This is a genomic window from Halomonas sp. McD50-4, assembly GCF_022348135.1.
Lineage (GTDB): Bacteria > Pseudomonadota > Gammaproteobacteria > Pseudomonadales > Halomonadaceae > Vreelandella > Vreelandella piezotolerans.
The window spans coordinates 250775-264274 of sequence record NZ_JAKRFG010000005.1; the positions used below are offsets into that span (position 1 = coordinate 250775).

A 13500-nucleotide genomic window follows, 5' to 3' on the forward strand; every position below is an offset into this window, starting at 1 on the left:
TTTTAGCGCTAGGAGGCCTAAGGAGTCGACTGCTTGGTCGTTGAATTACTGGCAGAGCGGCGCTTGTGACCCAGCTCATCCTCGATGGCGGCAAAAAAGGCATCGGTAGAGGCTGGATGAGGCTGGGTCGCAAGGCTAACGCCCACAAACAGCACACTCGCGACCACAATGCCCCATACACCGGCAGGCAGGCCCAGCAGTGAATTGCCGGTGGCATACATCAGCAGCACAAAGGCGCTGGTGCCCACCACGCTGGCCAATGCTCCGGCGCCTGTTCCTCGTTTCCAATAGAAAGCACCGATCAGTGCAGGCACCATGGCCACCAAGCCCGAGGAGGCGGCCACCGATAGCACTGCAATGAGATCGAGCTGTAGCTCAGCGAAGGCGAGCGCCATGAGTGCAATGACCGGTATGACGAGCTTTCCGACTTGGAGTTGGCGCTTTTCACTCACGTTCGGCTTGAGGTTGGCGTAAACATCGCGTGAGACCATGGAGGCCAGCGTCAGCATGATCGAGTCGATGGTGGAAACGGCCGCCGCCATGATGCCGATCATCACGATCACGCCCAAGACGGGCGGCACGAACTCTGAGCCCAGTAGCGTAGGCGTGGCTAAATCGGCGCGTTCTAGACTTGGGAAAGCGGCCAAGGCGGAGAATCCCCACAGCACAGAGACCAAGGTATAGATAAAACCGAACACCAAAAAGCCGATAAGCATGTGGCGCATCGAACGCAGCGACGACGGCATGAACAGACGTTGGCTCACCTGCGGATTGGAGAGGCTAAAGAAGAACCAGGGAATGGTAAGCCCCAAAAAGGTGACGAAGCTGAATAGGCCCGGGCCGGGCACCGTCAGTGACTGCGGATGCTCGGTCGCCAGTGTTTCGAAGAGCGCACCAAAACCACCCAAGCTATGAATCACCAACAGCGCCACCAGCGTGGATGCCACGATCATCATGATGGCCTGCAGCGAGTCGGTCCACATGACCGAACGAATCCCCGCGATATAAGAGAAGAAAATGGCGACTACCGTGGCCAGCGCAACCCCGGTGGTAAACGTGATGGTGCCTCCCGACATCCCCTGAAGCAGGTAGCCGACGCCCGCGAGCTGAACCGCTGAGTAAGGAATCAGAAAGATACAGCTAGCAACGGAAACGGCCATGGCCACCTGTTTGCTGTTGTAGCGGTGGCCGAGCATCTCGCTGGGCGTCACGTAGCCGAACTTCTTGCCGACCGCCCAGAATTTAGGGCCGAAAATCGCCACCAGTGAGACACCGGCAAAGTAGATGATTTCAAAACCGAGCGCGCCCACGCCACCCGCATAGGTAAGGCCTGCCAACCCCACCATCATAAAGGCGCTGTAGGTCGTGGCACTGTAGCTCAGCGCCGAGACGAACCCGTTCATTTGCCGGTTGCCCAAAAAGTAACCGGACATGCTTTCCGTGTGTCCTTTCGTCGGGGGACGACGCGACAGCACCGCAATGCCGAGAGCAATCAACAGATAAAGCGCAATGCCTCCCCAAATGAGCGTCTCAGTCATCACTATGTTCCTTGAAACCTTGAGTGATCAACACATTCAAGGCGATGATGACCAACCCCGCCACGGTCCAGAACAAAAAGCTGCCGTACCACCGCGACACGTCGCTCAACAGCGTGTAAGGCACTACATAGCTCGATAAGACAACGGCCCATACGAGCCATATCCATTTACTGCGTGTCATCGTCGATCTCGTGTTGTTACATCAAAGGGAAGCAAACGCTACTGTAGCAAAGCTGACGAACCAGCGGTGCACAGTCACGCATACAAAAAAAGGCACCCGCTAGGGGTGCCTTGGATAGTACGACGAACCGTTGTTGGCTTACGACGCGACGTCGAAACGGTCGGCGTTCATCACTTTGGTCCAGGCGGCGACGAAGTCTTTAACGAACTTCTCACCGTTATCGTCCTGGGCGTACACTTCTGCGTAAGAGCGCAGCAGCGAGTTGGAACCAAACACCAGATCCACTCGCGAGGCAGTCCATTTCACGGCACCGGTCTTGCGATCACGGATCTCGTAGGCATTGCTACCCACTGGCTTCCACGTGTTGCCCATATCGGTCAGGTTGACGAAGAAGTCGTTGGTCAACTGGCCTTCGCGGTCGGTGAAAACGCCGTGTTTGGTGCCACCATAGTTGGTGCCCAATACGCGCATACCGCCCAGCAGCACGGTCATTTCCGGGCCGGTCAAGCCCATCAGCTGCGCACGATCCAGCAGCATCTCTTCCGGCTTCACTACGTACTCTTTCTTCTGCCAGTTACGGAAGCCATCGGCCAGCGGCTCTAGTGGCGCGAAGGAGTCCGCGTCGGTCATCTCGGCGGTCGCGTCGCCACGGCCTTTCAAGAAGGGCACGCGCACGTCATAACCCGCTGCTTTCGCAGCTTTCTCGATACCGACGCTACCGGCCAGTACGATCACGTCCGCCACGCTAGCGCCGGTATCGGCAGAGATCTGCTCGTAGACGCTCAGTACCTTGGCCAAGCGCTCCGGCTCGTTGCCCTGCCAATCCTTTTGCGGCGCTAAACGGATACGGGCACCGTTGGCACCACCGCGCATGTCGGAGCCACGATAGGTACGGGCGCTGTCCCAAGCGGTAGAGACCATGTCGCTGATGCTCAGACCGCTTTCCGCGATTTTCTGCTTGACGACTTCTTCGCAGTAGTCGGTGCTGCCTGCCGGAATCGGGTCTTGCCAAATCAGGTCTTCCGCCGGAACTTCTGGGCCGATGTAGCGCGCTTTAGGGCCAAGGTCACGGTGGGTCAGCTTGAACCACGCTTTCGCGAAGGTTTTCTTGAAGTACTCCGGGTCGGCCATGAATTTTTCGCAGATGGCGCGATAGGTCGGATCCATCTTCATCGCCATGTCCGCATCGGTCATGATCGGGTTGTGGCGAATCGAGGGGTCGCTGGCGTCGACCGGCTTGTCTTCTTCTTTGATGTCGATCGGTTCCCACTGGTGGGCACCGGCGGGGCTCTTTCTCAGTTCCCACTCGTAGCCGAACAGCAGGTCGAAGTAGCCCATGTCGAACTTCGTAGGGTTGGTGGTCCACGCACCTTCGATGCCCGAGGTCACGGCGTTGCTCGCCTTGCCCTGCATGTTGGGGTTGCCCCAGCCAAAGCCCTGGTTTTCAACGTCAGAGGCTTCTGGCTCAGCGGCCAGCGCGGACGCATCGCCATTACCGTGACACTTACCGACGGTGTGGCCACCAGCGGTCAGGGCCGCCGTTTCTTCGTCGTTCATCGCCATACGGGCGAAGGTTTCACGCACCTGCTGAGCGGTTTTCAGCGGGTCCGGCTGACCGTTGACGCCTTCCGGGTTCACATAGATGAGACCCATCTGAACGGCAGCCAGCGGGTTTTCCATGGTCTCGGGCTTATTCACGTCGCCGTAGCGCTCGTCAGAGGGCGCGAGCCACTCTTTTTCATTGCCCCAGTAAATGTCTTTCTCGGGCTCCCAAATATCGGCACGACCGAAGGAGAAGCCATAAGAGGGCAGGCCCATGGACTCATACGCCACGGTACCGGCCAGAATCATCAGGTCCGCCCAGCTGATCTTGTTGCCGTATTTTTTCTTGATCGGCCACAGCAGACGGCGCGCTTTGTCTAGGCTGACGTTATCCGGCCAAGAGTTGAGCGGTGCAAAACGCTGGGCACCGGTGCCGCCGCCACCACGGCCGTCGGCGATACGGTAGGTGCCTGCGGAGTGCCAAGCCATGCGGATCATCAAACCGCCGTAGTGCCCCCAGTCAGCGGGCCACCACTCTTGGCTGTCGGTCATCAGCGCGTGGACGTCTTTCTTCAACGCGTCGAAGTCGAGCTTGCGGACTTCTTCTCGGTAATTGAAATCGGGATCCATCGGGTCTGATTTGCGATCTTGCTGATGCAAAATATCCAGGTTCAACCCTTCCGGCCACCAATCTTTGTTAGAGGTACCGGTTGAGGTGTTACCGCCGTGCATGACAGGACATTTACCGCTCATAGTTCTCTCCCTTATTGCTCTTGGCCTTGGAGATACCAAGGGAACAAATGCAGTGCACCTCCGCACTAGGCTGGACGTTAAACGCGACCATCACTAGCACCGGCGTGCGTTATTCACATGCCACAGTTTTAAAGCACCTTTGCAATAGCCACAATTTGCATTTTACGACCAATGTAATAGCTCTCGGCTATTGGAAATATCCTCCCTCTTGTCGATAGAGCTTTATGCTGACGCGCCTTTCGAGCATAGCGCGACTTTAATGAACGCGTATGTCGAATATCCGCAGGGCGTGTTGCCTTGTTGCACCCATGCCGTATGGTATAAACGCTATACTTTCCTACCACAAAATCAAATATCGATATAATGAATTCAGCCGACCCGGGCATTACCGTGACTAGACACGCCAGCCACAGCACTTCTCTTGATGTGCTTGCGCAGAGTAATCCCTCATGCTGACGGCTAGACGTTCCGCACATGGCTTTACCCTGCTGGAACTTTTGGTGGCCCTGGCGCTATTCGCTACGCTGGCCACCATTGCGATACCCAATTTTGCTAGGATCATTCAAGAAAACCGCGTCGTGACGACCACCAACGACTATAAAATTGCGCTGAGCTTTGCCCGTAGTGAAGCCGTGCGACGCAATCAGTCCGTCGACTTACTCCCCGTGGCCGAAGGTTGGGATAACGGCTGGGAAGTGCAGGCCGATGAGGTGGTGCTACGTCGCTGGGCGCAGGAGGTAGACGACATTACGATTGCGAATGCGCCCGAGCGTTTTACGTTCAACAGTCAAGGGCGCCTGGTGTCGGCAGCCTTTGCTTCCCAGCGCGTCTCCGTCACGCTGAATGAGATAGGTCGCTGCGTGCGTATCGAGCCGAGCGGCATTTCCCGAGTACTCACTAATCGTCAAGCCTGCGACTAATTCATTAGCGAGCCACGCCATGCCAACACGACAACGGGGTATCTCACTGCTGGAGTCATTGATTGCGCTACTGGTGCTGTCGATTGGCCTATTGGGTGTGCTTGGCTTGCAAACCCAGTCGCTGGTGCATAACCGTGCTGCCTATTTCGAGACTCAGGCCACCAACATGGCCCAGGACATGCTGGATCGCATTCGCGCCAACCGTGAGCAAGCAGCCGACTATGCGCTCACGTTAGGCGGAGAGGTCGACGGCAGCGGATTGCCCGCGACTGATCAAGCCGAGTGGGTCGCGGATGTGAGTACCATGCTCCCTGGCGGCGTAGGCGGCATCGAGATCGACAATCGGCGTATTAGCGTCATCGTGCGATGGGAGGACGCCACGTCGCCCAACGATATTCGGCAAGTACAATTGGCGTCGGAGCTATAGCGTGGGCAGAGGCAAACCTCGAACGACTCAAGCAGGCTTTACGCTGGCGGAGCTGTTAGTCGCCATGGTCATTGGGCTACTGGTCATGGCTGGGGCAACCCAACTCTTCATCTCCTCTCAGCAAAGCTATCGCTTTCAAACCGCACTGGCCGACATGCAGGACACTGGCCGTTTCGCGCTGGATACGATGGCCCGCGAGCTACGTCAAGTGGACTATAGCGGTGGCTGTGCGCTACCACAGACGACCGTCCATATGCGCAATATGGCCGATGCCAGCAGCCTCCCCTTACCGTTGCAAGCATGGGACACACCCAACAACCATGATTTTACGGCCAGCTTGGTCACCCCCCTCGACGAGCAGCATGTACTCGCGTTTCGTGGCGGTCTCCTTGCCCGGACGGGGTTTGTCGATACGTCGTTGGAAATTGCCGCGATCGATAGCAGCCAACGACTCACCTTGAATCGAGAGACCGATACCGCCTTTCATCAACGATTGGTGCTGCTTCAGGGCCTGCTGAATTGCGATATTTTCTATAACACCACGAGTGACGCCCGCACCCTGCAGAAAAGCGCGGCGGCAGGCTGGCAGGGCAACGTCGACCCAAGCGAAAGCGAATGGGGAGAGGCGAGCGATATTACCTATGCTGCGGGCCAAACCGTATCGCTGAGCGCTTTGAACAGCGCCCTTTACTACATTGGCCGAGATGCCAATAACGCGAATGTGCCCTCGTTGATGCGCTTGGATGTGAGCCAAACGACGCCTCGTAATGAGGTCGTGGCCAGCCATGTGGTGGCGATGCGAACGTCCTTTCTGCTCGACGACGCCTACATACCACCCGACGAGATCGATGAGGCAGAGTGGCCCAATGTCAGGGCGGCGCGCATCACGCTCATCATACAAAGTGACCGTCCCAATCTACGGAATGCCGACACCACGCTGGCGATCGGCAATTTTCGAGGAGACAACCCTTTCACCGGCGGCAACGGACGGATTTATCAAGCCTTCACGACGACCATCGCTTTGAGGAATCGTTAGCATGCAGAGCCACGCATTGACGCATCAGCGAGGAATGGCGCTCGTGTTGAGCCTGATTTTCCTTGCCATCGTCACCATGTTGAGCCTCTCTTCCATGCAAGGAGCGATTACCCAAGACCGTATGGCCTCGAGCCAGCGCGACTACGGTGTTGCCTTTCAAGCAGCAGAGGCCGCACTGAGCGAAGCCGAAACGCTGCTACAAAACGGCGCCCCGCCTGGCAATGGATGGCGTAACCACGACATGGCGATGGAAGAACTCACCCGTAACCCACGCTACCGCATCCAGACGCTGGCACCGCTAGGATCACTGACCAACAACGACGGGACGGAGGCGGTCGAAATGCTTTATCGGATCGAAACTCAAGGCTTTGGCCGTGGTGAAGATACCCGTGTCACGCTCGAGGCCCTCTACGTTCGCCAGCAGCCAGTAGAGGTCATCGTGCCATGATACAAAGATCCGCCCTGACACTTTTTGTATGCGCTGTGTTCGTAATGTTGATCGCCACGAGTGCGCCCGTACTGGGTTTTTCTCCTCCGCCGCCACCTGATTACGACCCGGATCAGGAGGTCGATCTAGGAGACGATGATCCTGATCCAACGCCGGAGGAGCCTGATCCTGAGCCCCCGATAGGAGGCGGAGGCGATGAGCTCGTCGATGAAGATTACGACATCCCAAACGACCAAACGGGACTCTCCCCTGCTCCGTTGAACGTGGTCAGCCGTGTCCCACCTAACGTGTTATTGATTCTGGATAACTCAGAGAGTGGACAAGAAGGCCTAGATGGCCGTGTCGCCGTAGGCAACAACGCAGGCGATAGGGAGAACCTAGCCGCCTGCCAACCCAACACGTTCAATGCCTCTCAATGTCCAGCAGGTGCTCGTTCACCTCTCAGTAAATCCAGCATTATGAAGCGCGTGGGACGTGATCTCATTGAGCGCTACCGAGGCGAATTAAATCTTGGGTTGATGGCATACCAGCAGAACCCCGCCTCGCTCACCCGAGACGCGGCTTTTAGCGGCAATACAGTCGTCTGGCGATTAACAGAACGTGCGTTGGCCGCACGGTACTCCAGCAACGCTAACCCAAGCTGGTACGACCCAAGCTTCGACGGAGCCTGGAACGCTAGCACCAAACGTTATAGAGCACGGCTCCCGAACACCGACATCTACACGTTTTTCAATGTTGGTGTACCTGGCTACATGTTTGAGGAAAACTTCACGTCTGGCTTACCACGCAATGACGTCACTGAGTACTGGCGTCGGATATCCAACCCAACCACCACATCCGATCAGCTTTCAGAACGCTTTCGTGGACTGACCACAGGTTTTTCAAGCTCTCCAGCTATTGGTGATGGTGTCTCTTATAGCAATCCGGTTCGCTCAAATTTTACGCTGCCGCTGGTGGACAGTCTTCGCCAACGGGGCATACCAAACTGGGGGGCGCATACAGCCTCCATACAACTCAACCAATGGGAGTGGCGGACGACGTCATCACCGGGACTAGGCTATCTGCATGTTCCCATTGGAGGGCTCAATAACGATGGCACGGTAAACAGTGCCCATTGGAGTGCCATCGAGACAAAACTGGGTGCCCAGCGCCATGAGTGGAACGGTAGCGGTAACCCCATGACGGATCCTTCTTGGCCACTGCTGGCGACAGGTTTGACCCCTATCGAAGGCACGATGTATACCGCCCGCGACTACTTTTTGAACACGAGCAGCAGCGCGTTCGGCCCCAATCAGGGACGCCGTGCGGGTATAGCGATTCCCAACATCAATAACCCCGATGCGCAGCAGTGCTTAGTGAATGCCAATATTTGGCTAACCGATGGTTTGCCGTCGGTAGACCGCTTCGGCAACTCACTAGGCAACAATGTTAGCGGCGCTTTAGCCAGCGCCGAAGCGGCCATTAAACGGCTATACGACGATACCAATGCACAGCTGCCTAACCCGGTAAGAACCTATGTGGTGGGCTTTAACCTACCGCCGGATATCGCCAATTTACCCAACGTCTCCGACGACCCACTCGGCGATCTTGCCCGCGCAGGGGGTACCGATCGCGCGTACTTTGCCAACGATGAAGCCTCGTTGAACCAGGTCATGCAGCAGGTGCTGGGCAATATCATCGCCGCCTCTCAGTCCAATACCTCCGCGGCGGTCAATGGCGACGAATTTGGTCTTGAAGATGGCAACTTGCTCTATACCGCAGGCTTTCGCAGTGACGATTGGTCAGGGCGTTTAGCCGCCTCGGTGATCCAAGCCGATGGCACTCGTAGCGAACGCTGGAATGCTGAAACCGAGCTCGCCGAGCAAGCAGGCAATCGGCGGTTATTGACCTATCGACGGCTGGAGAGCGGTACCCGGAGCGGCGTTATACTAAGTGCCGACAACAGCGGCTTAACCAGTGCCGAAGTGCGCTGGCTACAGGGCGAAAACGTGCAGGGGCTGCGGCCACGCCAATCGCTGCTGGGCGATATCATCAACGCCAACCCGGTGTTCTTAAAGGGGACTGATGAGCGTATGCCGCTCCTGCTGGCGGCCGCCAACGACGGCATGCTGCACGGCTTTAACGCGGAGACCGGCCGGGAACTGTTTGGCTTTTTACCCGCTGAGTTGACCCAAGGCGAGGCGCCCGCCATTCGCTCATTGATGCAGCCTGACTATAACCATCGCTACTTCATGGATGGCACACCTGCTGTGCGGGAAGTGAACATCTCTGGTGGCCCGACTGCCGTGGCCGTTGGCACCATGGGCGCGGGTGGGCGGACGGTGTTTGCACTCGATGTGAGCAACCCCAGCAACATGAGCGCTGCTGACGTGCTTTGGGAGTTTCGCCATCCCGAGTTGGGCACGGGGGTTTCTCAACCCACGATCACGCAACTGACCGACGGCACCTGGGCCGCCATTTTTGGTAACGGCTATAACAGCATGGGCTACCAAGCGTCACTTTTCGTAGTGAACCTTGCTACCGGTGAGTTGATCAAGCAAATAAAGACAGGCGTAGGCAACACGGATACTCCCAACGGATTGGCCACCCCCACCGTCACTGCTTGGCCGAGCTATAACGGCGCACGCTTTGCCTACGCGGGCGACTTGGCAGGCAATATGTGGCGCTTCTCGTTAACCGGCAGTGGCACCGTTAACCAGCTATATCAAGGCAGCGCTAGCCAGCCCATCACATCAGCCCCCGCCGTCACGCTGAGCAGCGGCTCGCCGGATACGCTAGTGGTCTCCTTCGGCACCGGCAGCTATTTCCGCAACGGCGACATTGGTGACGCTTCGATACAGCAGCTCATTGGCCTGCGAGACCAAGTGAGTCGCAGCGCGACCATTACTCAAAGCGATCTACTGCTTCAACGCATTACGGGTGAAAACTCACAGAGTGGCTTTAACCGCCGCGCCAGCACCAACTTCGCCCCTGACAGTAACGACGTGGGATGGCGCTTGGAGCTACCTGCTGGAGAGCGCGTGATCACCGCCCCGTCGATCTCAACCAGCCTCCCACGGCGGGTGCGCTTCTCGACGCTGCTTCCCGATGAATCCGACCCCTGCGGCGGTGGGCGCAGCGGGTTCTTCATGTCGCTACTGGCCGATACCGGCGGCAGTGGCGGTTCGACCGCTTTCGACTTCAACGGTGACGGACGGCCAGACAGCGACGCCACCATCAACGGTGACGCCATCACCGGCTTGCAAGCGGGCACCGGCGAGCGCTTGGTGAGCGTGAATGACGGGGAGATCGAACGTCTCTTCGTGGGCAATCCAGAGGATACGAACGCTTCACCGAATGGCGATGGCTCCATCACGATTGGTTTTAGCGATGATCACTTGGGGCGTCGCTCCTGGCGGCAAGTGACCGGCGAAGAGAGCGATACATAGACGAAAAAAAAACCGGGGGAGCCATTGGCTCCCCCGACGAACGACGAGCAACTGCTCAATCGTCGAGTCCTACACGTCCGTACTTACAGGCTCAATCCACCAGTGGTAGCAGCGCATTCAGGCTTTCGCGAGCATCACCGTAGAACATCCGGGTGTTCTCCTTGAAGAACAGCGGGTTCTCGATACCCGAATAGCCGGTGCCTTGACCACGTTTGCTGACGAAGACCTGCTTCGCTTCCCACACTTTGAGCACCGGCATGCCCGCGATGGGGCTGTTGGGGTCCTCTTCGGCGGCAGGGTTCACGATGTCGTTGGAGCCGATGACGATGACCACGTCGGTCGTGGCGAAATCGTCGTTGATCTCGTCCATTTCCAGCACGATATCGTAGGGCACCTTGGCTTCCGCCAACAGCACGTTCATATGCCCCGGCAAGCGCCCAGCCACCGGGTGGATACCGAAACGTACGGTCTTACCCGCCGCGCGCAGCTTGCGAACGAGATCGCTGACCGCGGTTTGCGCCTGCGCCACCGCCATGCCGTAGCCCGGTACGATGATGATGCTATCGGCGTCGTTCAGTGCGGTAGCGACGCCATTGGCGTCGATGGAGACCTGCTCGCCTTCGATTTCCGCGGCAGGCCCTTGAGCCCCCCCAAAACCACCTAGAATCACGCTGACGAAATTGCGGTTCATCGCCTTACACATGATGTAAGAGAGAATCGCCCCGGAGGAGCCCACCAGCGCACCGGTCACGATCAACAGGTCGTTGGAAAGCGTGAAACCAATCGCCGCCGCCGCCCAGCCGGAGTAGCTGTTCAACATGGAGACCACCACCGGCATATCGGCTCCGCCGATGCCCATGATCAGGTGATACCCAATGAAGAACGCCAGCGCCGCAATCACCAGCAGCGTCCAGAAGCCTGCGCCGTTGAGGTAGAGAATCGCCAGCAGCAGCGATAGTACTGCGGCACCCGCATTCAGCATGTGGCCGCCGGGCAGTTGCTTGGGTTTACCGTCTACCTTGCCCGCCAGCTTGCCGAAGGCAATGACCGAGCCGGTGAACGTCACCGCGCCAATGAAGATGCCCAGCACCACCTCGATTTGCAGGAACATCAGCTCGTCGGGGGCCTTGGTGGCCACCAGCGCCGCAAAAGCGGAGAACTGGTCCAGCGACGCCTCAGCGGCACGAGCTGCCATCACCCGGCGGCGTTCCAGGTCTGCGCTCCAGGCAACGAAGACCGCTGCCAAGCCTACGAAACTGTGCAGCGCGGCCACGAGCTGGGGCATTTCGGTCATCTCGACCTTGCCCGCTACGTAAGCACCAATGGCTGCGCCAATCAGCATCATCGGAATCAGCCACCAGTAGCCGCCGATACCGGGGCCAAACGCGGTGAAAAACACCGCGACCGCCATACCGACGATGCCGTACCACACGGCGCGCTTGGCCTTTTCCTGATTACTCAAGCCGCCCAGCGACAAAATGAACAGCACGCTGGCCGCAATCGCTGCGGCAGATACGAATCCTTGCTCTAACATATCGTCTCTCCGCCGCTTAGGATTTTTGGAACATGGCCAGCATCCGGCGTGTCACCAGGAAGCCACCCACGATATTGATCGACGCGATCAGTACGGAAATACCCGCCAGCACGCTAACGACCGCGCTGCCGGAGCCAATTTGCAGAATCGCCCCCAAGATGATGATGCCGGATATCGCGTTGGTCACCGCCATCAGCGGCGTATGTAGCGAGTGGCTCACTTTCCAAATCACCTGGAAGCCGATGAAGCAGGCCAGCACGAAGACGATGAAGTGCTGCATGAACGAGGCCGGGGCGACCCAGCCGAGCAGCAGCATCAGCGCACCGCCTATCGCCAGCAGGCTCACCTGACGCTTAGTTTGCGCTTTGAATTCGGCAAGCTCGGCGGCCTTTTTCTCTTCGGGCGTTGGCTCTTTCTCTTTTTTCTTCGGCTTGGCCGCGCCGATAGCTTTCACCTTCGGCGGCGGCGGTGGGAAAGTAATCTCGCCTTGGTGCGTCACCGTGGCCCCCCGAATCACGTCGTCGTCCATGTCGTGGTGGATCACGCCGTCTTTCTCGGGGGTGAGATCGGTGAGCATGTGGCGAATGTTGGTAGCGTAAAGCAGTGAGGCTTGCGTCGCCATGCGCGAGGGGAAGTCGGTGTAGCCGATCACCACCACGCCGTTATCGCTCACTACGCGCTCGTCAGGCTGAGTCAGGTCGCAGTTACCGCCCTTCTCGGCGGCCAAATCGACGATCACCGAACCGGGCTTCATGGCCGCGACCATGTCTTCCAGCCACAGCTTGGGCGCAGGCTTACCGGGAATCAGCGCCGTGGTGATGACGATATCCACGTCCGGGGCCTGCTCGCGGAAGCATTCCAGCTGCTTCTCGCGGAATTCAGGGCTCGAAGGTGCCGCATAGCCCCCGCTTTCGGAACCATCCTGGCTATCTTCGAAATCGAGGAACAGGAACTCGGCGCCCATGGACTCGATCTGCTCGGAGACCTCGGGCCGTACGTCGAAGGCGCGCACCACGGCCCCCAGACTCGTCGCCGTGCCAATCGCCGCCAAGCCCGCCACCCCAGCACCGATCACTAACACTTTGGCGGGCGGTACTTTGCCGGCGGCGGTCACTTGGCCGGTAAAGAAACGGCCAAAGTTATTGCCCGCCTCGATCACCGCGCGGTAGCCCGCAATGTTGGCCATGGACGACAGCGCATCCATTTTCTGCGCCCGAGAGATACGCGGCACCATGTCCATGGCGATCACGGTGGCCCCCTGGGCTTTGCAGGCTTCCAGCAGCGCTTCGTTTTGCGCGGGCCAGAAAAAGGCGATCAGCGTTTGACCTTCGCGCAGCCGCTTGGCCTCTTCATCAGAGGGTTCGCGAACCTTGATGACCACTTCAGCGTCGCGCCACAGCGCGTCGGCGCTCTCGATCACGGTCACGCCAGCGTCACGATAGGTGTCGTCATTGAATCCCGCGGCTAGGCCAGCCCCCGTTTCGATGAGGCACTCATGGCCCAAATTTTGAAGATGCTTTGCGCTCTCAGGGGTCAGCGCGACCCGCGCTTCTCCCCGGGCACTCTCTTTTGGTGCGCCTATTTTCACACGCTTTCTCCCTTGGTTGTCCCGCGTCCAGCGCCCGCCCCTCTCCTAGCCAATCATCGCTAGCATCATGGAGCGCTGCTTTAATTCGTTGCGGCGCAAAAAAAC

The 13500-nt window shown here is 58.2% G+C and carries 10 protein-coding genes; 5 read left to right on the top strand and 5 right to left on the bottom strand.

Features of this window, described 5'->3' with window-relative positions:
* Window positions 1-17: 17 nt before the first annotated feature.
* From MHM85_RS08670 to katG, 3 genes are all read right to left on the bottom strand, one after another.
* Window positions 18-1538: a sodium:solute symporter family protein gene (locus MHM85_RS08670; RefSeq protein WP_219862131.1), complete on the bottom strand. Its 1521-nt coding sequence runs from the start codon at window positions 1536-1538 to the stop codon at window positions 18-20.
* Window positions 1531-1719, bottom strand: a complete 189-nt coding sequence (locus MHM85_RS08675; RefSeq protein ID WP_219862133.1) for a hypothetical protein — start codon at window positions 1717-1719, stop codon at window positions 1531-1533. The genes MHM85_RS08670 and MHM85_RS08675 overlap by 8 nt, the downstream gene beginning before the upstream one ends.
* 138 nt (window positions 1720-1857) lie before the next feature.
* On the bottom strand, window positions 1858-4014 hold the full coding sequence (katG, locus tag MHM85_RS08680) for a catalase/peroxidase HPI (protein ID WP_219862135.1): 2157 nt from the start codon (window positions 4012-4014) through the stop codon (window positions 1858-1860).
* Window positions 4015-4463: 449 nt separating this feature from the next.
* Here katG and MHM85_RS08685 point away from each other — a divergent pair, with 449 nt between their 5' ends.
* The 5 genes from MHM85_RS08685 to MHM85_RS08705 are packed head-to-tail and all read left to right on the top strand — an operon-like array spanning window position 4464 to window position 10273.
* Window positions 4464-4934: a GspH/FimT family protein gene (locus MHM85_RS08685; RefSeq protein ID WP_153842940.1), complete on the top strand. Its 471-nt coding sequence runs from the start codon at window positions 4464-4466 to the stop codon at window positions 4932-4934.
* A gap of 19 nt (window positions 4935-4953) precedes the next feature.
* Entirely contained in the window at window positions 4954-5361 is a 408-nt protein-coding gene (gene pilV, locus MHM85_RS08690; protein WP_219862137.1) for a type IV pilus modification protein PilV, read from the top strand.
* 1 nt (window position 5362) lies between these two features.
* A complete protein-coding gene (locus MHM85_RS08695; protein WP_239285729.1) occupies window positions 5363-6397 on the top strand; it encodes a PilW family protein in 1035 nt (344 codons plus the stop codon).
* Between the two features lies 1 nt (window position 6398).
* On the top strand, window positions 6399-6845 hold the full coding sequence (locus tag MHM85_RS08700) for a PilX N-terminal domain-containing pilus assembly protein (protein ID WP_153842938.1): 447 nt from the start codon (window positions 6399-6401) through the stop codon (window positions 6843-6845).
* Between the two features lie 44 nt (window positions 6846-6889).
* Window positions 6890-10273 carry a PilC/PilY family type IV pilus protein gene (locus MHM85_RS08705; RefSeq protein ID WP_219862139.1) on the top strand — a complete coding sequence of 1128 codons (3384 nt, stop codon included), beginning with the start codon at window positions 6890-6892 and terminating at the stop codon, window positions 10271-10273.
* 91 nt (window positions 10274-10364) lie between these two features.
* Here MHM85_RS08705 and MHM85_RS08710 read toward each other — a convergent pair whose 3' ends face one another.
* Entirely contained in the window at window positions 10365-11807 is a 1443-nt protein-coding gene (locus tag MHM85_RS08710) for an NAD(P)(+) transhydrogenase (Re/Si-specific) subunit beta (protein ID WP_153842936.1), read from the bottom strand.
* A gap of 16 nt (window positions 11808-11823) precedes the next feature.
* Window positions 11824-13395, bottom strand: coding sequence for a Re/Si-specific NAD(P)(+) transhydrogenase subunit alpha (locus MHM85_RS08715; protein ID WP_153842935.1), 1572 nt, complete (start codon window positions 13393-13395; stop codon window positions 11824-11826).
* Window positions 13396-13500 lie beyond the last annotated feature (105 nt).